Raw genomic sequence first — 24,600 nt, forward strand, 5'->3', positions numbered from 1 at the left:
TTCTTGTACTCTATTTTAAATGAATTCTTGTTTTGAAGCTATCCTTTTAAATTTAGGATTCCCTTAAAAATTGATTTGTTATTCTTTACAGTGATTGCTTGAATATCTACGTACTCGAAAATGAACAAAAAGAAAAAGCCTCAAATTGAGGCTTTTTACTATTTTGCATAATCAGTCGCACGTGTTTCACGAATAACGACTACTTTGATGTGTCCTGGGTAATCCAGCTCATCTTCGATTCTGCGACGAATATCGCGAACTAAACGAGTGGCATCTAAATCAGAAATTTCTTCTGGTTTGACCATGACACGTACTTCACGTCCTGCTTGAACAGCAAAGCTTGAATCAACTCCGTCAAAACTATTCGAAATATTTTCTAAGTTTTCTAAACGACGGATATAGTTTTCTAATGATTCGCTTCGTGCACCTGGTCTAGCAGCTGAAACTGCATCGGCAGCGGCTACTAAAACAGAGATAACTGAAGTTGCTTCTGTATCTCCATGGTGAGAAGCAATTGCGTTGATAACAACTGAATTTTCACGATACTTGGCAGCAAGTTCTGCGCCGATTTCCACATGCGATCCTTCGATCTCATGGTCTAACGCCTTACCGATATCATGAAGCAATCCAGCTCGTTGCGCTAATTGAACATCTTCACCTAATTCTGCGGCTAAGACACCAGTCAATTTAGCAACTTCCACTGAGTGATTCAACACATTTTGACCATAACTGGTTCGGAAATGTAAACGACCTAAAATCTTGATCAAATCTGGATGTAAGGTATGAGCGCCAACTTCAAAGGCTGCTTGTTCACCATATTCGCGAATGCGTTCATCCATTTCCTTGCGAGATTTTTCAACCATTTCTTCGATCCGTGCCGGATGAATCCGACCGTCTTGAATCAATTTCTCTAACGTCATACGGGCAATTTCCCGTCTGATTGGATCAAAACCGGATAGAACGACTGCTTCTGGCGTGTCATCGATAATTAAATCAATTCCCGTCAAGGTCTCAAGCGTCCGAATATTCCGGCCTTCTCGTCCAATGATGCGACCTTTCATCTCATCATTTGGCAACGTTACTACCGAAACAGTCGTTTCAGAAACAGCATCGGCGCCACAACGTTGAATCGCCATCGCTAGAAGATTTTTCGCTTTGCGATCCGCTTCTTCTTTGGCACGTTGTTCAGATTCCTTGACCATCACTGTTAACTCATGGTTCAATTCCTCTTCAGTCGTCTTCATGATTATTTCTTTCGCTTCATCTCTTGTTAAAGAAGCAACTTGTTCCAATTTTGTTTGTTGTTCATTGATTAGTTGTTCTACATCTTTTTCTCGCTCGTCAATTAATTGCTGTCTAGCACTGATTTTTGTTTCTTTTTCTTCCAGTGAGTGCTCACGCTTCTCGAGAGAGTCGTCTTTACGATCTAAAGTCTGTTCTCTTTGAAGCAAGCGATTTTCTTGCGATTTTAGTTCTTGTCTGCTTTCTTTCAACTCACTTTCAACTTGTGCGCGATACTGCTGGTTTTCTTCCTTGGCTTCCAACAAAGCTTCTTTCTTCAAGGTCTCCGCTTCTTTATTTGCATGCGTAATGATCCCTCTAGCTGTGTTTTGTGCCCCATCAATTTCTTTTTCATGGCGTGATTTTGCCACCACGAAACCCAAACCAAGACCGACAATTAAACCGATGATAGCGAGGAGAATAGGAACTAACATTAAATCCACCTCCGTACTATCTTATTTACTTATCTGTAGTTTTTTGATAAACGAATGTCAAATTATCAATATGCCTACTTGCATATGTGTTTGTCACACAACTTTATTCTAATGTTTGTCTGATAGCGTGTCAACTTTATTTCCCTTTTGTCGGGCTAAGCAGTAAAGCGCTTTGCTTTGTTTTAAAAAGTCACGAAAAAAAACACTAATGACTAAGCAAATGCGCTCTGTCATTAGTGTTGATTTGTTTTTTATTCATCTAAAGGCAATTCTTCTTGACCGGCTTCCTCAGCTTCAATCGCTTCGCCTTCTTCACCGATACCGTAAGCTGCACGTACACGTGTGGCAACTTCTGCCATCATTTCTGGATGATCAGCAAGGTATTTCTTCGCATTCTCACGACCTTGACCAATACGATCTTCTTTATAGCCATACCACGCACCGCTCTTATCAACGATGTCTTTTTCAACAGCCATATCCAGCAATTCGCCTTCTTGCGAAATTCCGAATCCGTACATGATATCAACTTCAGCCACTTTAAATGGCGGTGCTACCTTGTTTTTTACGACTTTGATCTTCGTACGGTTACCGACGATATCTGTTCCGTTTTTCAATTGTTCTGCACGACGCACTTCTAAACGAACAGTCGCGTAGAATTTCAGTGCACGTCCCCCTGGTGTTACTTCAGGATTTCCGAACATAACGCCGACTTTTTCCCGAATTTGGTTGATAAAGACTGCGATTGTCTTCGTTTTATTGATCGAACCAGATAATTTACGCAACGCTTGAGACATCAAACGAGCTTGTAAACCAACGTGAGCGTCACCCATTTCGCCATCGATTTCGGCACGCGGTACTAACGCCGCCACTGAGTCGATAACGATAATATCAACAGCACCACTAGAAACTAAAGCATCAGCGATCTCTAATCCCTGTTCACCAGTATCTGGTTGTGAAAGTAACAGCTCATCAATGTTTACACCTAAGCGCTGTGCGTATTGAGGATCTAACGCGTGCTCGGCATCGATAAAGGCTGCCGTGCCGCCATGTTTTTGCACTTCTGCGATTGCATGCAATGCCACCGTCGTTTTACCAGAACTTTCTGGACCGTAGACTTCAATAATTCGCCCACGAGGGTAGCCGCCTACACCTAGCGCCACATCCAATGCCAAAGAACCACTTGGGATCGTTGAAATTTGTTGATCGACCTTTTCCCCTAATTTCATGATCGAACCTTTTCCGTAGTTCTTTTCAATCTTCTTCATTGCAGCATCTAAAGCTGCCTTACGATCATTAGCCAATAGCTGATCCTCCTATTTCGTATAATAAATATGCTTCCACATCATTACTGCTTTTTCAATATCCCTAGTTTATCGGTTTGAAATCAAAAAAGCAAGCAAAAAACGAACAAACATTCGCATTTTTAATTTTTGTTTAGAATTGCCCGCCGAACCATATCCAAGCCCTTCATTACAGAACTATGACGAACATACGAACGATCGCGAGAGAAATGATTTTCACTTATGAGTGTCTCGCCATCTTTTTGCGCCAATGCAATATAAACAGTCCCTTTAGGTTTTCCTTCCAACTCATCTGGACCAGCTACTCCCGTAAAAGATACGGCAAAATCAGTATCCGCTAAACGCAATGCTGCTTCTGCCATTTCTTTTGCACACTCTTCACTGACCACACCGACGCGTTCTAATAACGCTGGATCAATCCCTAGAAAGCTTGCCTTCGTTGTTTCGGAATAAGTTACGAAACCTCCCGGAAAGACCTCTGAAACGCCTGGAATCGTGCCTAACGTTGCTTGAAATTCTCCAGCCGTCAAACTTTCCGCTGCAGTGATACTCAAACCTCTGTCTTTCAATAAATCTACTACGACCTCGACCAAGCTATTCTCTTCTCCATAACCATAGAAGAACTCGCCGACTTTTGCCAATATCTCCGCTTCTGTTTGATCCAATAGAGCATTGGCAGAAATTTCATCTTCGGTCTTCGCAGTGATCCGCAATGTTACTTCGTTTGGTTTAGCATATGGCGCGATTGTCGGATTCGATTGATGTTCGATCATTTCCGCTAGATCTGTCACTAATTTTGATTCTCCGATACCGAAGAAACGCAAGACGCGAGAAGTAAGTTTTTCCGTTGTTGGAAATTCCTTTTCCAGCAACGGACGAGCCTGTTCCAAGAACATCGGCTTTAATTCACTCGGTGGCCCTGGTAATAGAATATAATTGTTCTTCTCGCCTTTATATAAACAGCCAATCGCCAACCCTGTACGATTCGGCAACGGGATTCCATCCTTCAGTGTCTCGATTTGTCTTAAATTGTTTGGCGTCATGACGCTTTGACGCTGTGCGAAGAAGGCATTCAATGCTTCTAATCCTGCTTGATTTTGTACCAGCGGGACACCTACATGATCAGCCAAAACATTTTTCGTTAAGTCATCATCGGTAGGCCCTAAGCCGCCGCCTAAGATAATCAGGTCGCTGCGAGTATCCGCTAATTGAAGCAGTTCTTCCAAACGTTGCGGATTATCTCCTACAACCGTATGAAAATATACTTCGATCCCCATATCTGCTAATTTTTCTGATAAAAACGTCGCGTTCGTATTCACGACTTGTCCTAATAAAAGTTCTGTGCCCACGGCAATAATTTCTGCTCTCATTTGTTCCTCTTCTTTCTAAGATACGCCATTTTTCCTCAACTATAACAGAAAAAACGATCAGAACGATAGATTTCCTACCGCGCTGATCGTTTTTTTACATTGAACCCTTAAAGATAGCTGTGTTTTTAGCAAAGTAATCGTACCCTGAATAGATTGTAAAGAATAGACAGACGTACAACATAATTTGATCCATTGGAATACCGATAAAATTGAATGGCACATTGTTTAAGTACAACAGTACAATCCCAACCATTTGAGTTGCGGTTTTGATTTTCCCTGGCATGGCTGCCGCCATAACGCCGCCGCCTTGTTCCACGATCAACAGACGCAAGCCGGTCACCGCTAGCTCTCGACATACAATGATGGCGATTACCCAAGAAGGAGCTTTACCTTGTTCGACTAAAACAATGAATGCTGTCATCACAAGCATTTTGTCTGCTAATGGATCAGCAAATTTTCCGAAATTGGTAACTAAGCCGCGAGCACGGGCGATTTTCCCGTCTAAATGATCGGTGTAGCTGGCGATTGCAAAAATGATTGCCCCGACTAACTGAGTGACGGCTAAGCTCGTATTTCCAACCTGTAGTGTTCCCCAATCCCATGGGACTAAAACGACGATCATAAACAAGGGAATCATAAAGATTCGAATGACGGTCAATTTATTTGGTAAATTCATTAGTGTTTCCTCCTAATTCTATTAAGCCTGACATTATGACGCGTAAGCGATGTTCAGTGTCACATTCTTTTGCAGCAATGAGTCACCGGGTTGAAAATCGAGTGCTTGATCATTCACTTTGACTTCTGCATATTTTGCCATGCCAACCGTAATAATCGCTTGGGCCGCATCTGCCGGAAGTTCTGTAGTCTGTGATTCTCCTGGCTGCAATGTGTACTGATAAGTCAAAGCGCCATTGATCTGCACCCCTACCCATACACGCTCTTTACCGGTAAAGGTAATTTTCAATGGTTTCTCCGCATGTTCGATCTTCATCGTTGCCGAGTTCGTTGTATTGTTTTCCATCGCAAAAGCCATCTTTGGTTTTTCTGGTTTCTTCGATGATTCTGTCGTTGGTTTAGGTTGTGATGATGAAACCTTTTCTGCCGCCGATGATGACACATCTGAACGCTCGACTTGAACGGAACTATTTTCTGGAATAATTGCGGTTTCTTGATGGTCCAACCAAGTCATATATCCTACTACCGAGATAATGGCTAGTGCCACCAGCCCTAAAATAATCATCGGTAATGTCGCTCTGAAACGAGCCCGTGTAGGATTTTCAGCATGTTTGTTTTTTCTCAGTTCATCCACGGTCTCCAGTTCTGGATAACTCGGCAATGGTCGATCCTTGCCATCCAGCACATCGATCAGATGATTGCCGTCAAGTTTCACTTCATCAGCATATTGACGAATAAACGTCCGCAAATAATAATCACTAGGCAATTCTTGAAAATCGTTTTCCTCAATCGCCAGCAAATACCGCTTTTGGATCTTCGTGCGCTGCTGCAGCTTATCTAAACTGATTTTTTTATCGATACGGGCTTTACGTAACGTTTCTCCAATATTAATACTAGCCACTTGATTCTCTACTCCTATTTCATAATAATGGAATAATTTTTTTGAAGAAAAATTATCTCCGATTTTCAACACGTATATCATTCCACTAAATGTACTAAAGTACAAAGTGGAACTGACATCCTATTTCATAATAATGGAATAATCCTCTTGAGAAAAATTATTTCCGATGCACAACACGTATCCCACTTTTTTGATTCTGCTAAAAATATGTAATGGGACTTAAACTATTCCATCCAACCACCGGCGACAGGCAAAACAATGCCGGTCGTGTAGCTGGCTTCTTTTGAAAATAAATACTGGCAGGCAGCCGCGATTTCCTTTGGGTCAGCCAAGCGTCCTAAAGGGATGTCTGCCTTTAAATCTGACAATTCTTGCGAGTCCCAATTGTCATTCATTTTCGTCTGTACAGCACCTGGAGCTACGACATTCACCGTAATTCCTAAAGTAGCGACCTCTTTTGCATAAGCTTTCGCAAAAGCTTCCTGCGCGCCTTTTACAGCACTATAAACGGTCTCCATGCTGCTGCCGCGATGACCATAAACTGAGCCGATAAAAACGACCCGTCCATTTCCATTTTTAGCTAGTTTTTCCTGCAACCCCTGCAATAAGAGCAACGGTGTTTTCAAATGGACCTGCCATAGAGCGTCCATTTGATCTGCTTTTGTTTCTGGCAATAACTCATAAAATGTAAAGCCTGAGGCAAAAACAACGCCATCTACTTGGAACAATTGGGCTAGAAATTTAGGGATCTCCGCTTCCCTCAACATGTCTAAGGATACCATAAAAAAATCTTGCTGAGGATAACGTTTCTGTAAGTCTGAAACGAAATTTAAGACTTTTTCTTTTTGCTGATTGTAGTGACAGTAGAGGGACCAGCCTTGCCCCGCTAATTTTTCGCAAACAGCTTGACCAATATCGCCACTGGCCCCCATTACTACCGCATAAGGCATATTATGCCTCCTTTATTAATGATTGTTGACGCTCTTCAGCAGATTTAACTTGGAAAAGCGGAGCTGGTCTCCTTGTCCATGTAAAAACGTGTGAATGCATCTTCGTTGATAAATAGTTCGCCTGCTGCCAAAACATCCGCCAGTTCGATTTCTTGGATGATTTCCGGCATATCAAACAACGTCCATTCCCCGAACAATGACTGCGTAAACTGATTGGCAACATATTCTAACGAGTTCAGTGATTGGAAATACTTGCCTAACATTTTCTTCTTCAGTAAAGTCAGATTTTTTTCATTGATCTCTGGGTCAGTCGCAAAGTGCAACAATATCTCAGTTAAACGATCGGCTAATTTCTGTGGTTCTTCGCTATCGCCGCCGAAATCTGCAAAATAGAAACTGCGGTCTAATGAGAATTCATACCCAAAACTGTCATCTAGCAACCCTTCATTGTACATCCGTAAATAGTTCTGTGAAGTTGATCCCACTAGCATTTGGAATAATAGATCCATCGACACTTTAAAGATCAAGCGTTCCTTGTCATCAGCCGGCAGCTCTGCCAAGCCTTTGACCCCTACGATTGCTTTCGGCATCGTTATCGGCATTTTTTCTTCACTAAGTTTGATGATCTCGTCCGCCGTTTCTTGTGGGAAACGGCGTTGAATTGGTTCTGGCGCTTCAAACGTTTTTTCAGCTTGATTTTTACGAATGAAGTCCATCAAGGCCTCTGCATCTAAATTCCCTACTACGAATAATGTCATGTTGCTAGGATGATAGAAGGTGTTGTAGCAAGTGTACAAGTCTTCTGCCGTAATCTCTGCGATCGAATCAATCGTCCCCGCAATATCAATATGCAAAGGATGTTTTGGATACATATTCTTCAAGATAGCAAAAAACTGCTGCCAGCTTGGATCATCTTGATACATTTGGATTTCTTGACCAATGATTCCCTGCTCTTTTTGTACGGACTCTTCAGTGAAATACGGCGCTTGGACGAAATCCAGCAACGTCGCCAAATTCAATTCCAAGTGATCCGTGGTAGAGAATAGATAGCTCGTACGGGTAAAGCTGGTAAATGCATTTGCGGATGCTCCTTGTTCGCCAAATTTTTGGAAAACATCCCCGTCTTCTTTTTCAAACATTTTATGTTCTAAAAAGTGGGCGATACCATCTGGTACTTTCACGTATTCTTTTCCGCCGCGCGGAATAAATTCATTATCAATCGAACCATAGTTAGTGCTAAACAAACCATACGTTTTATGATATCCAGCTTTCGGCAGCAAATAGACTGTCAACCCATTCGGTAAAATTTCTTTATATAAAGTTTCATTGATTTTTTGATACGCTACTTTATCCATTCTGCTGTCCTCCATCTAGAAAGAAGATCGCTTGCAGACGAATTTTTTTTGCGACTTTTTGGACATCTTTCGTTGTCACTGCCTCCAAGCGTCTCAACCATTCTTCGTCTGTTAGTTTACTTTTCGGCAACCATTGTGCCAAGTAAGTAGTCTCGATCGTATTTTGCATGCTGTCTAAGCCCAGCAAATAGTGATTTTTCAGCATTGCCTTGGTTTGTTGAAAAGCCAGCTCGGTAAAATTGCCGGCTTGCAGTTCAAGTAATTGTTCATTGATTAGGTGTAGAACCTTCTCACGATTGTTGCTGTTGATTCCCGTTTGCACCTGTAAATAGCCTCGGAAAGTATCAAAGGAACTAGAAGCATAATAGGCTAGACTCGCTTTTTCCCGCACGTTCATGAATAGCTTCGAATGCGGAAAACCGCCAAATAACCCATTAAAAACCAACAATGCAAACCGATCGACATCTTCATAGTAAACATCCGTCGCGTATGCAAGATTTAATTTTCCTTGTGTGACCGCTTCTTGAACTTGCTGCTCACGAATGACATTGTCATTTGTTTGATAGTAATAGATTGCAGGAACACTTTCTTCTCGATCCGCAAATGGCAGTTGTTTGAATACTTCAGCCATCTCAGCTTCGTCCACATCACCAATCACGAACAGATCTACTTGATCTTGAGTGATCATTTCTTGATAATATGCTGCCAAAGCTTCACTGGTTTCATCAGCCAGATCGTCGACCGTACCGAAACTTGGTAATTTTTGAGCTTCGTCCGTAAAATAAGTCTCTTTGATTTTTAAAGAAGCCATCGTTTGTTTGTCTTCGTGCAATGTCTCGATATAACTTTGCAGATTTTCTTTTTCCAGCTGGAAAGTTTGTTCATCAAATTTTCCATCATGGATATTGGGATAAAATAGAACTTCCTGCAAGAAATCCATAACAGCCGGAAAAAGCTGTGGATCATTCACATATTTTCCATTCACGACTCCTAAACCAACATCCAGCCAATGCAGGTTTCCTTTCCGGCCAACATTGAGACCAAAGCTAGCGCCATAAAGTTCAGCCAATTGCCCGCTTAATTTGGTTTGGTCAGGATAACGCAATGAATTCGTCTCCAACATATTTGCTAAAAGCGCTCGCTTAGTCATAATTTCTTTGGTTAAACGGGTAGTAAAGCGCCCGTAGATTTGAATCGTTTTATATTTTTTGGTCGCAATCACGTGCAAACGCACGCCCTTTTTAAGTTCAATCATCACAAAGCTCCTTATTCTAACTAATGTATTTATTTTTTTCCGCAGAAAAAATAAGGCTGACACTCTGCCGCATACCATAATGGTGATGCTAAAAATCAATTGGCACATTAGCAGCTTAAATACTTCTAACGCAACCATTTAGACAATTTCCGATTTATTTCCTGCTAAAGCAGAAAATAGACCTGGCAGCTGGCAATATCTGTCAATCATTAAGGACAATTATAGCACAGGCACGGTCTAAGAACTGGAATCAGCACTGGCTGACAGGCTCATTTATTTCAATTTTTTTCTTCTTTCGCTATACTAAAATTAAGAACAAGGAGAGAGGAGTGACATAATGTTTAAAGAGTTTAAAGAGTTTCTAATGCGAGGCAATGTCATCGATCTTGCCGTTGGTGTTGTTATTGGTACTGCCTTTACTGCAATCGTTACGAATGTCGTTAACGGATTGATTACACCACTAGTTGGATTAATCGTTTCATTATTTACTAAAGGAAAAGATTTGAACGAGGCCATGTCGGTCTTAGACTGGACACCAGTTAAGGGTGTGACATTTGCCTTTGGCGATGTTGTCAGCGCACTGATTACCTTCGTAATTACTGGTTTTGTTTTATTCTTGATCGTTAAAGCAGCGAACAAAGCAAAGGATACTGCTACCAAAGAAGAAGCTGTCGTACCCGAAGTCAAAGTACCCACAGCCGAAGATTATTTGGCCGATATTCGCGATCTTTTAGTTGAACAAAATAAAGCTGCGCAAGACAATGGCGAAGAAAAATAAAAACCATGGAGCATCCGCTCCATGGTTTTTAAATTGCTTCTGTTAGAAATTCGATTTCTACTGTGCGAGTCAATACATCGGAATAGCTGTATGAAACACGTTCGAAAGAATTTTCTTCTGGATCCAAATCAACCACAAATACTGAAGGGTAAGTCTCAGTCAAGATCCCTTTACGTTGTGTCTGACGCTTGCGTCCCGTCTGAGCTACAAGCATTATCGGAGCTCCAATACGATCTTCCAAGTTTTTCTTGATAGTCGCTAAAGTTGTTGGCATACAGTTCACCTCAACTTATATTATAGCACAAATATAAAACTTTTCAATGTTATCATAAGATAAATAAATTTGCAAATTTCTATCCGATAAATGTGAAGTTTTTCCTTTAAAAATCATGATTTCAAACTATATATTTTTTTCTTAATTTTATTTTTTGCACGGTTCAGTGCGTTATGAATCGCCTTCTCTGTTTCGTTTAACCGATTGGCGATCGTTACTAGCTCCTCGCCCTTTAAGTAATAATACAACGTTCGATTTTCTAAGGTCGAGAGTGGAATTTCACCCGCCAGCAGCAGCTCGCTGATGTAAATATTCTCCTCCGTGAACTCATGATATTGAAAATGCTCACTGAAGGCCTCTGCCCCCACCTTTTCAATCGATACAGCTTGCTGTTGAGCCAAACGCTTCTTTGCTTGCTGGCGGCGTAAAAGGGAACGAATGCGATTTTCAAAAATCATTTTATAGTATAGACCGAACGTCGTCCCACGACCTCGGCGATAACTATGCAACGCATCATTCAGCGCGATCCGCCCTTCCTGCAGCCAATCATCATACTCAAAATCACGAATCAAGTAGCGAGCCTGCATACTGTAAATAATCGGCAAGTATTGCATAAACAGTTTCTCAAAAGCATCATCATCAATTTCTTCCAAACGCATTAAATCTTCCATTTTATACACCCCTCTCAACAATTAAAAGCATACACTTTCTGAGTGGAGTTGAGGCGTGTCGACAGTCGATTTATTTTTTTCGGCTCAATTCGTCCAATTTATGTGACAATTTTTGCAATTGTTCATTATTCCATGGAGAATTTCGGCGAAAATTTTTAAAATGCGTATCTTCTGTATCCCCAGTAATTAAATCTTCCGTTTGTTGGAGGGTTTTATATAGTTCCCGTGCAGATGTTCGCAAAGCACCTTGAGAAAAAATCGTCCATTGTTCAGCTAAATCACTCGTGGCTACTGTCACCTGAGTCAGGCGATCATTCAGTTCACCCGCGATCCGCTCAATATAGCTGTCAGCAGTTTCATCTTCTTTCGTGAAAACCACTGTCAATTGATATTTTTTATAGCTTTGCGTGATCCCCGGAACGAATTGAGCATCAAACACAACGATTGTTTCCAGCCCTTGATACTTCGCAAAATTAGAAAGTCGAAACAGTAACGCCTCGCGGGCTTCTTCCAAACGATCTTGGTTTTTTAACGCCGTTAATTCGGGCCATGCGCCGATCATATTGTAACCGTCAACGATCAACAATTGTTTTTTCATTACGGTTCACTTCGCTTTCGGAAGACTTCATACATCAATAGACCGGCGGCAACTCCGGCATTCAGGCTTTGAACATGTCCGGTCATAGGAATCGTCAACATTTCATCAACTTCCTTTTTCAAGCCGGCACTCATGCCCTTGCCTTCATTTCCGATAATCAAAGCAATCGGACCGGAAACCTTCCATTGACGATAATCGGTTCCTTCCATATCCGTTCCGAAAATCCAATAGCCAGCATCCTTTAATTGCTTGATGCTTTGGGCTAAATTCGTTACCCGTGCAATCGGTACATATTCTACCGCGCCGGTCGAAGCCTTCGTCACAACAGGTGTGATCCCCACTGAACGGTGTTTCGGAATAATCACTCCTGTCACACCGCTAGCGTCCGCTGTTCGTAAGATCGAACCAAAATTATGTGGATCTTCCAAGCTGTCTAAAATCAGCAAGAAAGGTGCTTCTTCTGAAGATGTCTTTGTCAGTAAATCATCTAATGTCAGATATTCATAAGGAGTGATTCCTAAAACAATCCCTTGATGGACACCGCCATCACTTAATGTATCTAATTTTTGTTTAGGTACCCATTTCACTGGAACTGCTTGTTCCTTTGCTAAACTCTTCAACTGATCGATTTTATCGCCATGAGCATCTTCTTGTATGAATAATTTATTTCCTCGTCCCGCCTGCAGCGCCTCAACGCTGGCATGATGACCGAAGACAAAATTATTTTCTTCTACCTCAGCTATTTCTTCTTGTTCTTTTCGGCGATCCTTCGGTCGATCATTTTTTCGCTGATTGCGTCGATCGTTTCCTCGCCATTGTTTTTTATCCTTCATTTGCTTCGCCCGCTTTCTCTAAACACCATCCGATTAATTCTTCCAATCGCTCTTTTTGTTCCAATAAATGCAAATACCCCATTAATGCTTCAAATCCAGTAGACATACGATACGTCATGATACTGGTATTTTTTGCGGAGGTATAACTTTTGGCATTCCGTCCTCGCCGATAGATTCCCTGCTCTTCTTCCGTCAGCATACCATCATCTAACATCTTTTGGATCAATGTTGCTTGAGCTTTAGCCGATACATAGTGGGTTGCCATGTGATGTAGTTTATTCGGGCGGGTTTGCCCCTTGCGAACGAGATAGTCCCGCACGTAAGTTTCATAGATCGCATCGCCGACATAGGCCAATGCTAACGCGTTTAATTGTTTATAATCTGTCATTATGCTCGTCTCCAACGGACGCCTTGCGGGGTGTCTTCCAAAATAATTCCTTGTTCCTTTAATTGGTCACGAATCTCGTCACTGCGAGCAAAGTTTTTATGTTTGCGGGCTTGGTTGCGCTCTTCGATCAATTGATCAATCTCTTCATCCAATAGACCAGCCGTTTGAAACTCAATGCCAAAAACGGTCATCGTCTCCGTAAATATTTTCAATGCCGCAGACAAGATTGCTGCCGAAACTTTTTCTTGTTCATTATAGTTGTTCATCCATTTAGCCAATTCATAAACGACCGTGATGCCGTTCGCCGCATTGAAATCATCATCCATCTCTTCGATAAAACGAGCCTCCAACGCCTGCAGCTCAACCAGTTTTTCCTGATCATCAGCTAATTCGGCTTCAGCTGTCGCTTGACGGAAGGTCGCATTTTCAAAAGCGGTCCGTAATTTTTGCAGATTTGCTTGAGCATCTTTCATGGTCGCTTCGCTGTAACGGATCGGACGGCGATATTGTGTCGTCGCCATGAAGAAACGCAAGATTTGCGGATCAATTTCCTTAACTAAATCATGGACCGTTACGAAATTCCCCAACGATTTACTCATTTTCGTATCGTCTTCACCAATCGTCACGTAGCCGTTATGCATCCAATAGTTAGCAAAATGCTTGCCTGTCTTAGCTTCACTTTGAGCGATCTCGTTTTCGTGATGCGGAAACTCCAAGTCTTGTCCGCCGCCATGAATATCGATTGTATCCCCTAGATGCTTCGTCGCCATTACCGAGCATTCGATATGCCAGCCTGGACGACCTGCGCCCCAAGGAGATTCCCATGAAATTTCATCTGGCTTCGCGCTTTTCCATAAAGCAAAGTCTAACGGATCTTCTTTGATTGCCTGTTCCGCACCGGTCCGTTGACTCGCACCAATTTCTAATTCATCGATTGATTGGTCACTTAGCTCACCGTAGTGCTCGAATTTACGCGTACGGTAATACACATCGCCTTGCGCTTCGTACGCGTAGCCTTTTTCAATTAGAACGTCGATAAATGCTAATATATCTGGAATATGATTGATTACACGTGGATGCAGCGTCGCGGGCTTCACATTCAGCGCAGCTGTATCCTCCTCAAAAGCCTCAATAAAACGATCCGCAACTTCTGGAGCGGTGATTGATAACTCCTTCGCCGCCTTGATTATTTTGTCATCTACATCGGTAAAATTCGATACATAATTCACTTCATAACCGCGGTATTCAAAGTATCGGCGGATTACGTCAAAGGCAATCGAACTCCGAGCATTTCCAATATGGATATAGTTATAAACAGTTGGTCCACAGACATACATTCGAACTTTATTCTCTTCAATTGGTTTAAAAAGCTCTTTCTCTCGTGTCAATGTATTGTGTATTCTAATCATGTTGAACCTTCTCCCCTTTTATTCTTACTACCTTAGCCGGTACTCCTACAGCGGTTGTATCAGCAGGTATATCTTTTAAGACTACGGCGCCAGCGCCGATCTTAACTCTTTCACCAATCTCAATTGGGCCCAATATTTGAGCATTAGCCGAAACAAATGCTCCCTGACGCACCGTTGGATGCCGTTTACCAGTATCTTTTCCGGTTCCGCCTAAGGTTACCCCGTGGAATAATACAACATCGCGCTCAACTTCTGCGGTCTCACCAATCACTACACCCATTCCGTGATCGATAAAAACGCCGGGGGCGATTTTTGCCCCTGGATGAATCTCGATGCCTGTCAAAAAGCGCCAAAATTGCGAGTGAATCCGCGCCAATAAAAACCAGCGATGTCGATAAAGAAAATGTGAAAACTTATGAAAAAACAATGCATGAATTCCTGGATATGTAAGTACGACTTCTACGTTTGACCTGACTGCCGGATCATTTCGTTTCGCTGCTGTGATTGCATCTTGCCACCATCCCATTTACACCAACTCCTTTTTCGTTTAAATGTAACTATTTTCCATTCCATTTGCCAACCAACATTTTACTTCTATCCATTATTTGATTCTTGTGTCATATGAAACTGCGAAAAACGAAACTCGCAGCTATCTCGTATTAAAGAATGAACTTTTTCCAAATACAAAAAAGTTCGTTTGATTCTCAAATCGCATATCATCCAACTAAACTTCTTAATCTATAATTTGCTTCAAACCAATACTTTAATGCTTTATTAAAACTACTGCTAAAGTTGGAGTGACAAAAAAAGCGTCTTTTGAGTTTCCTCAAAAGACGCTTTTACGTGGTCCCACTTTTGTTTGCAGTTATGCCTTGAAACAGGTAACGTCTGTGAACCGTTCTTGGCTACGTATCGCCAAGACCACTCTGAGATGCATTTCGTAAGTGTTGATCTGACTGCTTTCACCACCCGCAATCTCTCTGAATAACCATCACTTACTACTTCTTCTCTTCTTTGTGTTTACATTACTTGATTTAAATGTGCTAAGGCTTTTTCTTTGCCTAATATTTCGACTGTTTCTGGTAATTCTGGTCCATGCACCATGCCGCTGACCGCTACACGAATCGGCATCCAAAGGTTTTTCCCTTTTACACCGGTTTCTTTTTGAACGGCTTTGATCGCTGCTAATACACTCGCTGCATCGACAGTATCCATCGCTTCAAGTTGGGCTTTAAAAGCATTTAACACGGTTGAAACATCTTCACCTGCTAAAACTTCTTTGGCCGCATCGTCTAGCTCAAGCTGATCTTGGAAAAATAGATTAGAAATTTCCGTAATCTCTGCCGCATAACTCATTTGCGGTTGGTACAAGCTGACTACGCGTTTGACCCATTCCTTATGCTCCGGAGCTGGATTTTCTTCGACTTTACCAGCCTTGATTAAATAAGGCAAGCATAATTCAGTTAATTTATCTAAATCCATTGCTTTGATGTAATGGTTATTGACCCATTCCAATTTCTTCTGATCGAAGGCTGCTGGAGATTTACTCAAACGTTTAGTATCGAAAATTTTGATTAGTTCATCCTGCGGGAAGATTTCGTCTTCGCCAACTGGTGACCAGCCAAGCAGTGCTACAAAGTTGAACATTGCTTCTGGCAGATAGCCTAATTCACGATATTGTTCAATGAATTGCAGAATGCTTTCATCGCGTTTGCTTAATTTTTTCCCTGTCTCACTATTGATGATCAAGGTCATATGGCCAAATGTTGGACGCGGCCAACCAAATGCGTCATAGATCATCAATTGTTTCGGTGTGTTTGCGATATGATCATCCCCGCGCAACACGTGCGTGATCTTCATCAAATGATCATCCACTGCTACTGCGAAGTTATAGGTAGGCATTCCATCGCGTTTTTGGATGATAAAGTCGCCGCCCACATTATCTGATTCAAAACTGATTTCACCTTTGACCATATCATCAAAAGCAAAACTGGTATTGCGAGGAACACGGAAACGAATCACGGGTTCTAATCCAGCCGCTTCTTTTTCCGCTTGTTCTTCTGGAGTTAAGTTGGCACATTTGCCTGCGTAGTGAGGCATTTCACCGCGGGCACGCTGCTCTTCCCGTTCAGCTTCCAACTCTTCAGAGGTACAGTAGCATTTATACGCTAAATTGCTCATCAATAATTGGTCAATCAGCGGTTGATAAACTTCACGACGTTCAGATTGACGGTAAGGTCCGTATTCGCCAGGATTTTCTGGTGATTCGTCCCAATCGATTCCTAGCCACGCTAAATTCTCTAACTGGCTTTTTTCGCCGCCTTCAATATTTCTCTTTAAATCAGTATCCTCGATCCGAATGATAAACTCCCCGTCATTGTGACGAGCAAAAAGATAATTGAACAACGCTGTTCGGGCATTTCCGATGTGTAAGTGTCCAGTAGGACTTGGTGCGTAGCGCACACGAATTTTCGACATATATTAGTTCCTCTTTCCCGCTTATTTAGTAAATAAAATCATTTACTACTCAACATAAATTGTACAATCAATCCACTGTTTAGTAAAGCTGCACTGTTATTTTGCTGCTTTATCATTCGTATAATCTAATTTCTTATCAGGTGTATCATCTTTGATATTGCGGCTTGAATGTGCAGGTTTGGCGAAAATCATTCGGCCAGCCGCTGTTTGCAGGGCACTGGTTACGACTACTTCAATGTGTTCGTTCATGTAATGCTGTCCGTCTTCCACGACCACCATCGTACCGTCATCCAGATAAGCAACCCCTTGTTGTCGTTCTGTCCCAGCCTTCACGACTAAAACATTCATGTTTTCTCCCGGGATTACGACCGGTTTCACAGCGTTTGCCAACGCGTTGATGTTCAATACGGCCACATTTTGGAACTCGGATACTTTATTTAAATTGTAATCATTCGTCACGATTACACCATCTAGCAATTTAGCTAACTTGATCAACTTGCTGTCAACTTCGCTGATGTCTTCGAAATCCCCGTCGTACATTTCAACGGCGATCCCTTCTTCTTTCTGCAAGGCGTTTAAGATGTCTAACCCGCGTCGTCCCCGGACACGCTTCAAGCTGTCCCCAGAATCGGCGATGTATTGCAATTCATACAACACGAAATTCGGAATCATCAAGACTCCTTCTAAAAATCCGGTCATCGCAATATCATAGATTCGGCCATCAATGATCACGCTGGTATCTAAGATTTTATACTTATGGAAATGATCATCCGCTTTACGCTCAAGGACTTCGCCATCATTTGTTTCTGCTTTTTTGTTTCGACCGCTGAAGAATTTTTTCAATTCATCAATCCGCGTCGTCCCCATCCGAAAGCCTAGATACCCTAATAACAGCATGATCAAAATTGGTAACGCGCTGTTAATGAATGGGATTGGAATTTGATACAAAGGTGTCGTCCCAATCAATCCTAAGGTCAAACCTAGGATCGCACCTACTACTCCAAATAAGATATACGTCAAGCTAAGTTCATTTAATTGTTTCTCAATTCTTTTTACTCCAACTGTGATTGGGTCTACGATCGCCAAAGAAATAATATAAAAAATAATTGCACCAATTAGGCCGTTCGTAAGTGAATTATTCAACCACATGTTGTCTGCATAATTAATCGCTGTCCAAGCTGTTGGTAGGAAAGTGATTCCTAAACTGATCCCAACAAGCAGAACAATTACTGTCAACACACGTTTCTGCATGCCATCCCTCCTCAAAATAATAGCTCAAAGGCCGAAACCTTTGAATAAAGGGCGTGCCAGAAATACTTTCCGGCACCACCACTTATTAACGAAATACTTTTCTTAATGTTTCTCCTAAAGTCGCTACCGGGACCAGCTCGATCCCTTTTGGCGGCGTCCAATCGCCCATATTGTTCTTGGGCAGATAAATCTTTTTGAACCCTAATTTGCTGGCTTCTTTGACCCGCTGTTCAATGCTGCTGACGCGGCGAATTTCGCCGGTCAAACCAATTTCACCGATAAAACATTCGGTCGCCGCTGTGCCATTTTCTTTATAGCTGGAAGCGATCGCTACAGCAACAGCCAAATCGATAGCCGGCTCATTTAATTTTACACCGCCGGCTGCCTTTAAATAGGCATCTTGATTTTGCAGCAGTAGACCGGCGCGTTTTTCTAAGACCGCCATGATCAAAGATACTCGGTTAAAATCTAGTCCGGTCGTTGTCCGCTTGGCGTTCCCGAAAACCGTCGGCGTTACTAACGCCTGCACCTCAACTAATATTGGCCGGCTGCCTTCCATCGCTACAACGATTGCCGATCCAGTCGCACCTTCCAGTCGTTCTTCTAAGAAAACCTGAGAAGGATTGGCGACTTCGACTAACCCTTGTTCACGCATCTCGAAAATACCGATTTCATTGGTGGAACCAAAACGGTTTTTTACCGCCCGCAATATTCTAAAACTATGGTGCTTTTCTCCCTCAAAATACAAGACGGTATCCACCATATGTTCCAGCATACGAGGACCGGCAATATTCCCTTCTTTAGTAACGTGACCCACGATGAAGATCGCAATCCCATTCGTTTTAGCCAGCTTCAATAACTCCGCTGTGGTTTCACGAACCTGACTGACAGACCCTGCCACACTCGTAATATCCGGCTGGGTCATGGTTTGAATCGAGTCGATGATCACATAATCGGGTTTCAGATTTTCGATCGTCCGGCTGATTTCCCCCATATCTGTTTCTGCGTACAAATAAAAATCTGTATCGCTGGAGCCTAATCGTTCCGCCCGCAATTTAATCTGCTGAGCACTTTCTTCTCCTGAAACGTATAAAACATTTCCACCCGTCGCTGCTAATTGATGCGACACTTGCAATAGCAAGGTGGATTTACCAATACCGGGGTCCCCGCCGATCAATACCAATGAGCCCGGCACCACACCGCCGCCTAATACCCGATTCAGCTCGGCTAACTGCGTTTGAATCCGCGTTTCTTTTTTGAAGACGACATCTTTTAATTTAGTGGGTGTCGCGCGTTCACCGGTTATACTGACCCGATTGCGACGATCTTCCGGATGGTTTTGTTCAATTTCTTCCACCATCGTGTTCCAGCTACCGCAGTTAGGACATCGCCCTAAATACTTAGGCGAGACATAACCGCATTCTTGGCAGATAAATTGTGTCTTGGATTTTTTTGCCAAAACGTTCGCCTCACTCATTTGATTAATAGTTTATTTTTTGTCAGATGAACCAAATCCGCCAGTTCGTTCTGTAGCGGCTTCATCATTGTCGGCCTTAAGAAACGGTAAGAAAATCCCTTGTCCGATTCGTTCACCTTTTTTGATGTGAATATCCGTCAAACCGAAATTCGAAAATTGGAACATAATATGCCCTTCGTTGTCAGGGTTATTATAATAATCGCTATCGATCACTCCAATACCATTGCTCAGCGTCATGAAACGCTTCAACGGGTTGCTGGACCGATTCGCTAGTTGTAAATATTCATCTTGCCCCATATAAGACTTGATACCTGTGGGAACTAAGACTGGTTTAACGATTTTTTCAGCTGCCTCTGTCCCTTTGGTAAAATGTTGAATGATTTGTTTCCAAACCGCTGGGATCACGATATCTTCTGCCGCTTCAAAATCATAGCCCGCCGCATTTTTAGTTGCTCGTTTTGGTAAATTGATTGCCTTATCTTGATACGCTGCGGTAACTTCAAAACCTCTTTTTTTCATTGTAAACTCCCTTTTAACTGATTGCCTAATTCGCATTCTCCCAATAAAAAAACTGGGAGGTAAGAAACTGACATCCTTTGTGAAATATATTGCTATTCTACCATAGAGCGGGCATCTGTTCGAAAATCTTTTGCGAAAACTCTATGGAAATTTAATGAATTTTTTGCGCCTTTTGATCAATTTTCACCAATTCGTTCATCCAGCGCTGGAAGACGGTTGATGTACATCTCGATCCGTTTTGCATAGGAAGGATTTTCCTCATAAATTCTGATCTCTTTTTGCAATGTTTTAAGATCATCCGTCACGATGCCGTTAACATTCAGAGAAATCATCCGATCCATTGAATCGGCGTCATTGACTGTCCAAGCATAAACATCTTTTTCTTCCTGATGGGCCCGTTGAACAAAATCACTCGTTAACGTTGTTTCTTCCATTGTATAAGCATTCGCCGGGGTTTGCGGGAAAACTAAATTATAAGGTAAGACATAACTCACATACAACTTTGGCGCTTTCTCTTTCAGTCCGATCACCACATCATAATCCAAGGAGTGGATTCGATGATGATGAGTTAAAATATTCTGCTGGTATTTCTTGATGAAATTTTCCAGCATTGATTTAGAATACCCAGAGTACGTTTTGATTTCAATCAGCAATTTTTGCCCATGTTCATTGGCAAAAGCCAAATAATCATCAAAACTTGCGATCGGAGCTACATGTCCATTCTCTGTTGCATGTAAATCTTGCAGCTCAGCCAGTGTTAGTTCACGGATTGTTTTGTTCTCACCGGTAAGATTTTTTAAATTCTTATCATGGAACACGACAAATTGATTGTCCTTAGTTTCTTGGATATCCATCTCAATATAATCCGGCTTTTCTTTGATCGTGGCCGCCATCGCCGGGATCGTATTTTGCACCCCGTTGCCATTATCGACTCCTCGATGAGAGATCGTTAACGGTGTAGAATCTGCCAAGCCAGTTAAGTACAGTACATTATTGATCAGAATCGATCCGCCAAAAAAGATACATAGCAGGATCGCGGCGATTCGTGTCCACAAACTTGGACGAATCATACGCAGCGGGCGTTCACCGCTGATCACTAGCGGATGAAATTTTTGTACGAGTACACTGAAATACAAAACAGTTGCCCAAGCCAGCATTAATTGACTGAAGAATTGGATACTCGTCAAGGTAAGCATTGCACCGATCGCTGGAAATGGTTTCGGCAGCAAATCTAATCCAACCTGCAAACCATAGCTTATTCCATACCCAACATAAGAAACGATCGTTAAGAAAACCGTCAAAATGAAAATCCGCCAAGCATAATGCCAAAAGCGATGGTGGGTCAATGCCAAACTTTTTGACACCGCTTGTTTGGGCGTTTCGTCAGAAAATATCATCAGCGGCAGAACGAACAGCAAGCGAATCCCGATATACGAAATGACCAGTGAAGCAATCGACAATAATAGAAGAAACAGTAAGTTCTCACTTAAATAGTCCAAAATAAATACGGGAATCGTCACCTTGCTTAATAAAGGAGTACGAAAAATGGCATTCGCAAAAGGTAAAATCAGAACAAAATAAAATAGAAAGAAAAAAAACGTCGCCGGTCGTAAATGCCGCATGTGATAGATGGATTGCTTAAATAGCTCCCATAACGAACGGTCCTCTTTTGTTTGAATACTTTTGATTCCAAATAGCTGAAAAGTGAACTGTAAAAAAACCAGGGTCAGTACCAGTGCCAATAGCAGCAATAAGGCCCCCAAGACAGCGGGATGTTTCGTTAAAATCGTTAAAATATTCGTATTAGAAACATACGGGATATTTCCTTGTTTCAAAATGAACGCGACCAGAAACTGGACGCAGGGAATCACCAGCATTTCCAAAACAATATTCGTTCCTACGATCAAAAGAATGTAACTGCCCCAATGGCGTAAAAATTCTTTTGAATAAGTGAAAAAGAATCGTAGTGAAGACATTTGTCCACTCCTCTCTGCGGATAATGATGAATCTGTTTACGTACGCATACCATTTTACTAACCTGTTAAAGCAGGAAGTAGAACTGGCAGCTAGCTGCATGCTTTGATGTAATCATTTTTCTAAAAAACAGAAAAATGAATTTGTTTACGTACGCATACCATTCTAACTAAACTGCTAAAGCAGGAAGTAGAACTGGCAAAAAATCGGGCACAAAGATCATGTGTCCGATTGGATTTGACGTTTTTGATCGTAATTCGGATCAAACTCGTCAGTCTCAATATAAATATAGGCTTTTTTATCGGGTAAGGCTTTACGGATCATTTGCTCAATTTTATTCACTACATCGTAACTGACCCCTTCATAAGAATCCGCGATATCGATTTTCGCCGCAATCATTACTTCCGTTGGGCCTAAATGAACGGTTTTGATGTCGATTACTTTTTTGACCTCGTCACGTTTGAAAGCATTTTGGATTTTTTCCAGATCATTTTTAGAGACACTTTCTCCAATAATCAGACTGTAAAATTCCCGTGCTAAAAAGATCGAGGCGAATAACAGCATCATCCCGATTAATAGTCCGCTCAATGCATCAAACATCGGATTTCCTGTAAACATGGTCAATAAGGTCCCGATGATCGCTAATACTAACCCGATCACCGCACAAAAATCCTCCGTGAAAATAATCAAGATCTCGCTGTGGCGGCTCTCGTGTAAAAATCGAAATAATGGCAATTTGTCTGTATTCAGCTCATGAATTTCTTTGATGGCCACGCGTAACGAACTGCCTTCAACTAAAATACCGAAAACCAAGATCCCTAATACGATCAAAGGATTCGAGACTTCATGACTGGGGTGAAATAATTTTTCCACCGCTTCCCAAATACCCAACGCGCCCCCACCGAAAAACAGCATCGTTGCGACAATTGTACTGAAAAAATATTTTGCCCGCCCTTCACCAAATTGATGCAAATCGCTTTGACCTCGCGCCGCTCGGCGATCGCCAAATAAAAGCAATATCTGATTGCTGCAATCCACAACACTGTGGATACTTTCATTCATCATCGCGGCACTGCCGCTAAGCATGTAACCAACAAACTTGCTGATCGCCACTAACACATTGGCAAACAGCGCCGCTAATACAGCCATCGACCCTTGCGCTTTTTTCTCTTCCATTTGATTCACTCGCTTCCTGATTATGCCTATTATAAATCAGAAAGGAAAAATCATAAAAGCAAAGCCCTCCAAGCAAAACATTCGTCAGGCTCCGCTATTTATGAAAAAATCAGTTTAATGAAAGATTGGAGGAGAAAACATGCGGCTTTGGCACGAAGCATTGATCCCGCTGCTCCCTCGTCCGCAATTATTGGGACAACATCGTGAGGCGGCAGCGCTCAGAGGCAAGGGATGGGGAAAGAAACACGCAACCGTCGACTATGTCTTCACTCACCCTTATTATAAGTTGTTTCAATTTCATTTATTGGTTTTAGCAGAAATGGAAAGACGCGACTATGCTCCCGACCCTTTGTGGCATGATCCGCTGTATCGCGGAAAAAATCTGCCATTATTAGAAACAATCAAACCACTGCCTGTGACCCATCCATTATATCCGGAACATGACGATGCCTACTTAGAAGCGTGTCTGCTTAATCTCGCGCAAAAAGGCATCCTGCTGCCTAAGCCTTGAATTCCGTCATATTTCCACGAAAACGCAAGGGCAGATGATTCCGCTGTGCTTTATAATTCGCCCGCTCATCAATCGTTACTGCCCGTAAGAAGGTTTTCCATTGCTGGCGAATCTCCTGTTCATCACTCGCCTCCGCAAACTCTGGACAGCTGGTATTTTCCATTAAATGAATGTCGCCATGATCAATGATCCCCAGCAGCTCATGGGTCTCGTCATAAATCATGATTTTTTCCTGCGGGTAACGTTCCGCAAAATGTGGACAAAGATACGGCATTACATAATGCTTCGGGTTAATCTTGCTGAACAAGACATCTCCGACATACTCAAAGCGGACAAACCCCGTCAATGCATGATTCTCTCCCAACATTGTTCGAATACTTTTCCGCAGGGCTAAAATCGATGGATGCCCTAAATGATTTTCCAGCAAATCCTTTGTCTGCAAAGCGATCTCGATAGCATCCAGCAAATAGCGTTCTTTACCTTCAAGGGTCGCGTAGAAACCATTTTGGATGAACAAAAAGTTTTCCGGCCGCAGCCGTTGGCGCAAGCGATGATAAATTTTCTCACCCCGCCTCGGATCGGTCGTGACCCATTCGGACAAAAATAAACTTTCCACTGCTGTTTCTGGTGATAGGATCAATGCCGGAAACTTTTTTTCGCGGAAGCTGCGATCCACGATCGTCATAAATCCTAAAAAGCTGCCATCATATTCCCAATGCTCTGCTGATTCTTGCATCATCC

24 protein-coding genes and 1 other annotated feature are annotated in these 24,600 nt (G+C 42.2%); of the genes, 2 read left to right on the top strand and 22 right to left on the bottom strand.

What is annotated here, in order from left to right:
• Positions 1 to 158 precede the first annotated feature (158 nt).
• The 8 genes from rny to yfmF form a co-directional block, all read right to left on the bottom strand.
• Positions 159 to 1,715, bottom strand: a complete 1,557-nt coding sequence (rny, locus tag PGP85_RS09840; protein WP_010742706.1) for a ribonuclease Y — start codon at positions 1,713 to 1,715, stop codon at positions 159 to 161.
• Positions 1,716 to 1,966: 251 nt separating this feature from the next.
• Positions 1,967 to 3,016, bottom strand: a complete 1,050-nt coding sequence (gene recA, locus PGP85_RS09845) for a recombinase RecA (protein WP_010742705.1) — start codon at positions 3,014 to 3,016, stop codon at positions 1,967 to 1,969.
• Between the two features lie 122 nt (positions 3,017 to 3,138).
• On the bottom strand, positions 3,139 to 4,386 hold the full coding sequence (locus PGP85_RS09850; RefSeq protein WP_270327328.1) for a competence/damage-inducible protein A: 1,248 nt from the start codon (positions 4,384 to 4,386) through the stop codon (positions 3,139 to 3,141).
• A gap of 94 nt (positions 4,387 to 4,480) precedes the next feature.
• A complete protein-coding gene (pgsA, locus tag PGP85_RS09855; RefSeq protein WP_010742703.1) occupies positions 4,481 to 5,062 on the bottom strand; it encodes a CDP-diacylglycerol--glycerol-3-phosphate 3-phosphatidyltransferase in 582 nt (193 codons plus the stop codon).
• A 33-nt stretch (positions 5,063 to 5,095) separates the two neighbouring features.
• Positions 5,096 to 5,962, bottom strand: a complete 867-nt coding sequence (locus tag PGP85_RS09860) for a RodZ domain-containing protein (RefSeq protein WP_270327329.1) — start codon at positions 5,960 to 5,962, stop codon at positions 5,096 to 5,098.
• Between the two features lie 224 nt (positions 5,963 to 6,186).
• Complete coding sequence (gene ymfI / locus PGP85_RS09865; protein WP_010742701.1) at positions 6,187 to 6,912, bottom strand: elongation factor P 5-aminopentanone reductase; 726 nt, start codon at positions 6,910 to 6,912, stop codon at positions 6,187 to 6,189.
• Between the two features lie 44 nt (positions 6,913 to 6,956).
• Complete coding sequence (gene yfmH, locus PGP85_RS09870) at positions 6,957 to 8,267, bottom strand: EF-P 5-aminopentanol modification-associated protein YfmH (RefSeq protein WP_270327330.1); 1,311 nt, start codon at positions 8,265 to 8,267, stop codon at positions 6,957 to 6,959.
• Complete coding sequence (gene yfmF / locus PGP85_RS09875; protein ID WP_010742699.1) at positions 8,260 to 9,522, bottom strand: EF-P 5-aminopentanol modification-associated protein YfmF; 1,263 nt, start codon at positions 9,520 to 9,522, stop codon at positions 8,260 to 8,262. Before yfmF ends, yfmH begins: the two co-directional genes overlap by 8 nt.
• A 337-nt stretch (positions 9,523 to 9,859) precedes the next feature.
• Between yfmF and mscL the strand changes: the two genes are divergently transcribed.
• On the top strand, positions 9,860 to 10,300 hold the full coding sequence (mscL, locus tag PGP85_RS09880; protein WP_010742698.1) for a large conductance mechanosensitive channel protein MscL: 441 nt from the start codon (positions 9,860 to 9,862) through the stop codon (positions 10,298 to 10,300).
• A gap of 28 nt (positions 10,301 to 10,328) precedes the next feature.
• Here mscL and PGP85_RS09885 read toward each other — a convergent pair whose 3' ends face one another.
• The 13 genes from PGP85_RS09885 to PGP85_RS09945 all read right to left on the bottom strand — a co-directional run bounded on the left by PGP85_RS09885 (position 10,329) and on the right by PGP85_RS09945 (position 23,348).
• Positions 10,329 to 10,574 (bottom strand): Veg family protein, encoded by a 246-nt coding sequence (locus PGP85_RS09885; RefSeq protein WP_010742697.1) that lies wholly within the window; start codon positions 10,572 to 10,574, stop codon positions 10,329 to 10,331.
• 113 nt (positions 10,575 to 10,687) lie between these two features.
• Positions 10,688 to 11,245, bottom strand: a complete 558-nt coding sequence (locus tag PGP85_RS09890; protein WP_010742696.1) for a sigma-70 family RNA polymerase sigma factor — start codon at positions 11,243 to 11,245, stop codon at positions 10,688 to 10,690.
• A gap of 70 nt (positions 11,246 to 11,315) precedes the next feature.
• Positions 11,316 to 11,843: an NYN domain-containing protein gene (locus PGP85_RS09895; RefSeq protein ID WP_010742695.1), complete on the bottom strand. Its 528-nt coding sequence runs from the start codon at positions 11,841 to 11,843 to the stop codon at positions 11,316 to 11,318.
• The gene (gene rlmB / locus PGP85_RS09900) at positions 11,843 to 12,676 is read right to left on the bottom strand and encodes a 23S rRNA (guanosine(2251)-2'-O)-methyltransferase RlmB (RefSeq protein ID WP_010742694.1); all 834 of its coding nucleotides are present in this window, start codon (positions 12,674 to 12,676) and stop codon (positions 11,843 to 11,845) included. The genes PGP85_RS09895 and rlmB overlap by 1 nt, the downstream gene beginning before the upstream one ends.
• Positions 12,666 to 13,064 carry a Mini-ribonuclease 3 gene (locus PGP85_RS09905; protein WP_010742693.1) on the bottom strand — a complete coding sequence of 133 codons (399 nt, stop codon included), beginning with the start codon at positions 13,062 to 13,064 and terminating at the stop codon, positions 12,666 to 12,668. Before PGP85_RS09905 ends, rlmB begins: the two co-directional genes overlap by 11 nt.
• The gene (cysS, locus tag PGP85_RS09910) at positions 13,064 to 14,473 is read right to left on the bottom strand and encodes a cysteine--tRNA ligase (protein ID WP_010742692.1); all 1,410 of its coding nucleotides are present in this window, start codon (positions 14,471 to 14,473) and stop codon (positions 13,064 to 13,066) included. The genes PGP85_RS09905 and cysS overlap by 1 nt, the downstream gene beginning before the upstream one ends.
• Positions 14,466 to 14,999 carry a serine O-acetyltransferase EpsC gene (epsC, locus tag PGP85_RS09915; protein WP_010742691.1) on the bottom strand — a complete coding sequence of 178 codons (534 nt, stop codon included), beginning with the start codon at positions 14,997 to 14,999 and terminating at the stop codon, positions 14,466 to 14,468. Before epsC ends, cysS begins: the two co-directional genes overlap by 8 nt.
• Positions 15,000 to 15,299: 300 nt before the next feature.
• Positions 15,300 to 15,497: a binding site (T-box leader), on the bottom strand.
• Positions 15,494 to 16,951: a glutamate--tRNA ligase gene (gene gltX, locus PGP85_RS09920; RefSeq protein WP_270327332.1), complete on the bottom strand. Its 1,458-nt coding sequence runs from the start codon at positions 16,949 to 16,951 to the stop codon at positions 15,494 to 15,496. It overlaps the preceding feature by 4 nt.
• 96 nt (positions 16,952 to 17,047) lie before the next feature.
• Positions 17,048 to 18,202 carry a PIN/TRAM domain-containing protein gene (locus PGP85_RS09925; protein WP_010742689.1) on the bottom strand — a complete coding sequence of 385 codons (1,155 nt, stop codon included), beginning with the start codon at positions 18,200 to 18,202 and terminating at the stop codon, positions 17,048 to 17,050.
• Between the two features lie 85 nt (positions 18,203 to 18,287).
• Positions 18,288 to 19,661 carry a DNA repair protein RadA gene (gene radA, locus PGP85_RS09930; protein ID WP_010742688.1) on the bottom strand — a complete coding sequence of 458 codons (1,374 nt, stop codon included), beginning with the start codon at positions 19,659 to 19,661 and terminating at the stop codon, positions 18,288 to 18,290.
• A gap of 30 nt (positions 19,662 to 19,691) precedes the next feature.
• A complete protein-coding gene (locus PGP85_RS09935) occupies positions 19,692 to 20,198 on the bottom strand; it encodes a dCTP deaminase/dUTPase family protein (RefSeq protein WP_010742687.1) in 507 nt (168 codons plus the stop codon).
• Positions 20,199 to 20,374: 176 nt separating this feature from the next.
• Positions 20,375 to 22,174 (bottom strand): glycerophosphoryl diester phosphodiesterase membrane domain-containing protein, encoded by a 1,800-nt coding sequence (locus PGP85_RS09940; protein ID WP_010742686.1) that lies wholly within the window; start codon positions 22,172 to 22,174, stop codon positions 20,375 to 20,377.
• Between the two features lie 217 nt (positions 22,175 to 22,391).
• Positions 22,392 to 23,348, bottom strand: a complete 957-nt coding sequence (locus tag PGP85_RS09945; protein WP_010742685.1) for a cation diffusion facilitator family transporter — start codon at positions 23,346 to 23,348, stop codon at positions 22,392 to 22,394.
• A gap of 139 nt (positions 23,349 to 23,487) precedes the next feature.
• Here PGP85_RS09945 and PGP85_RS09950 point away from each other — a divergent pair, with 139 nt between their 5' ends.
• Positions 23,488 to 23,859: a TIGR02328 family protein gene (locus PGP85_RS09950; protein WP_270327336.1), complete on the top strand. Its 372-nt coding sequence runs from the start codon at positions 23,488 to 23,490 to the stop codon at positions 23,857 to 23,859.
• Here the strand turns inward: PGP85_RS09950 and PGP85_RS09955 are convergent.
• Positions 23,849 to 24,595 (bottom strand): TIGR03915 family putative DNA repair protein, encoded by a 747-nt coding sequence (locus tag PGP85_RS09955; protein ID WP_034708729.1) that lies wholly within the window; start codon positions 24,593 to 24,595, stop codon positions 23,849 to 23,851. The genes PGP85_RS09950 and PGP85_RS09955 overlap by 11 nt on opposite strands.
• Positions 24,596 to 24,600 lie beyond the last annotated feature (5 nt).

Source organism: Enterococcus malodoratus (assembly GCF_027659535.1).
Lineage (GTDB): Bacteria > Bacillota > Bacilli > Lactobacillales > Enterococcaceae > Enterococcus_A > Enterococcus_A malodoratus.

Bases quoted from the DNA above. Each gene is read 5' to 3' on its own strand.
- yfmF (WP_010742699.1), bottom strand. From the start codon at position 9,522: ATGATTGAACTTAAAAAGGGCGTGCGTTTGCACGTGATTGCGACCAAA.
- yfmH (WP_270327330.1), bottom strand. From the start codon at position 8,267: ATGGATAAAGTAGCGTATCAAAAAATCAATGAAACTTTATATAAAGAA.
- mscL (WP_010742698.1), top strand. From the start codon at position 9,860: ATGTTTAAAGAGTTTAAAGAGTTTCTAATGCGAGGCAATGTCATCGAT.
- rlmB (WP_010742694.1), bottom strand. From the start codon at position 12,676: ATGAAGGATAAAAAACAATGGCGAGGAAACGATCGACGCAATCAGCGA.
- PGP85_RS09925 (WP_010742689.1), bottom strand. From the start codon at position 18,202: ATGCAGAAACGTGTGTTGACAGTAATTGTTCTGCTTGTTGGGATCAGT.
- PGP85_RS09945 (WP_010742685.1), bottom strand. From the start codon at position 23,348: ATGGAAGAGAAAAAAGCGCAAGGGTCGATGGCTGTATTAGCGGCGCTG.
- rny (WP_010742706.1), bottom strand. From the start codon at position 1,715: ATGTTAGTTCCTATTCTCCTCGCTATCATCGGTTTAATTGTCGGTCTT.
- pgsA (WP_010742703.1), bottom strand. From the start codon at position 5,062: ATGAATTTACCAAATAAATTGACCGTCATTCGAATCTTTATGATTCCC.
- PGP85_RS09895 (WP_010742695.1), bottom strand. From the start codon at position 11,843: ATGAAAAAACAATTGTTGATCGTTGACGGTTACAATATGATCGGCGCA.
- PGP85_RS09950 (WP_270327336.1), top strand. From the start codon at position 23,488: ATGCGGCTTTGGCACGAAGCATTGATCCCGCTGCTCCCTCGTCCGCAA.
- PGP85_RS09955 (WP_034708729.1), bottom strand. From the start codon at position 24,595: ATGCAAGAATCAGCAGAGCATTGGGAATATGATGGCAGCTTTTTAGGA.
- gltX (WP_270327332.1), bottom strand. From the start codon at position 16,951: ATGTCGAAAATTCGTGTGCGCTACGCACCAAGTCCTACTGGACACTTA.
- PGP85_RS09935 (WP_010742687.1), bottom strand. From the start codon at position 20,198: ATGAAAAAAAGAGGTTTTGAAGTTACCGCAGCGTATCAAGATAAGGCA.
- PGP85_RS09885 (WP_010742697.1), bottom strand. From the start codon at position 10,574: ATGCCAACAACTTTAGCGACTATCAAGAAAAACTTGGAAGATCGTATT.
- cysS (WP_010742692.1), bottom strand. From the start codon at position 14,473: ATGATTAGAATACACAATACATTGACACGAGAGAAAGAGCTTTTTAAA.
- PGP85_RS09940 (WP_010742686.1), bottom strand. From the start codon at position 22,174: ATGTCTTCACTACGATTCTTTTTCACTTATTCAAAAGAATTTTTACGC.
- PGP85_RS09905 (WP_010742693.1), bottom strand. From the start codon at position 13,064: ATGACAGATTATAAACAATTAAACGCGTTAGCATTGGCCTATGTCGGC.
- ymfI (WP_010742701.1), bottom strand. From the start codon at position 6,912: ATGCCTTATGCGGTAGTAATGGGGGCCAGTGGCGATATTGGTCAAGCT.
- PGP85_RS09890 (WP_010742696.1), bottom strand. From the start codon at position 11,245: ATGGAAGATTTAATGCGTTTGGAAGAAATTGATGATGATGCTTTTGAG.
- epsC (WP_010742691.1), bottom strand. From the start codon at position 14,999: ATGGGATGGTGGCAAGATGCAATCACAGCAGCGAAACGAAATGATCCG.
- PGP85_RS09850 (WP_270327328.1), bottom strand. From the start codon at position 4,386: ATGAGAGCAGAAATTATTGCCGTGGGCACAGAACTTTTATTAGGACAA.